Raw genomic sequence first — 935 nt, forward strand, 5'->3', positions numbered from 1 at the left:
TTAATATCGCCTGCCACTCTTGCTCAGTCACCGGCATAATCGATAAGCGATTGCCACGTTTAACCAAGGGCATATTCTCAAGCTCAGGCATCGCTTTGAGCGTCGCGAGTGGAATCAAACGTTCTGTGGTTCTGACATACTCAACATCCACCATCACCCAACGAGGGTTATCGGGCGAAGATTTTGCGTCATAGTAGTCGCTCTCTGGGTCAAACTGAAAGTGGTCGGGATAAGCTTCTCTGGTGACTTTGGCAATACCGGCAACTCCGACTTTTTTGCAAGAGGAGTGATAGATCATCACGAGATCACCCAGTTTTACCTCATCGCGCATCATGTTACGGGCTTGATAATTACGAACTCCCTCCCAACAAGAGGTGTTTTGTACGCGCAAGGTATGAATAGAGAAGGTGTCGGGTTCTGTTTTAAATAACCAATATGCCATAATAAATCCAATTAACGGTTGCTCCGAGGAAGATATAACATGAAGGTACTTAAAAACCCAGCCGTGTGGCTTACCGCCATCGCTCTGACGGGTTGTAGCCAAACCCAACAATCGACGCCAGAAGCAGAGAAAACACCAGCGGCCAGTCTAGATACTCCCAGTACCATTCAACCTCAGACCTTTATTATGCGTGGTCAGGTGATTGTCGGCCATGAGAGTCGTACTTTTACCCCTTGTGGTAGCCAAGAGCAGTACTGGCTGGATATGTCACCGGAACTGGCACTGGAAGCTCAAGGCCTCTCAAGCGCACCTTATCAGCCAATGTATGGCGAACTGATTGGTCATCTAACGGTGCCGAGCCAGACTGGCTATAACGCCGACTTCACTGCACGCTTTGTGGTAGACCAAGTCAATATCCTGACCGCAGAAAACCCAAACCGTTGTAATCAACCTCTGAAATCCACACGCGCCTTTGGTAATGAACCCTTCTGGT

The 935-nt window shown here is 48.6% G+C and carries 1 protein-coding gene and 1 pseudogene; one reads left to right on the plus strand and one right to left on the minus strand.

From position 1 onward, the window contains the following. A partial coding sequence (locus KIV40_RS29100; RefSeq protein ID WP_285352705.1) for an EVE domain-containing protein occupies positions 1-442 on the minus strand: 442 nt, incomplete at its 3' end. Positions 443-481: 39 nt separating this feature from the next. Between KIV40_RS29100 and KIV40_RS29105 the strand changes: the two are divergent. Then, positions 482-935, plus strand: a pseudogene (locus KIV40_RS29105) (hypothetical protein); the annotation flags it as partial.

It is taken from the genome of Vibrio sp. D173a, assembly GCF_030248475.1.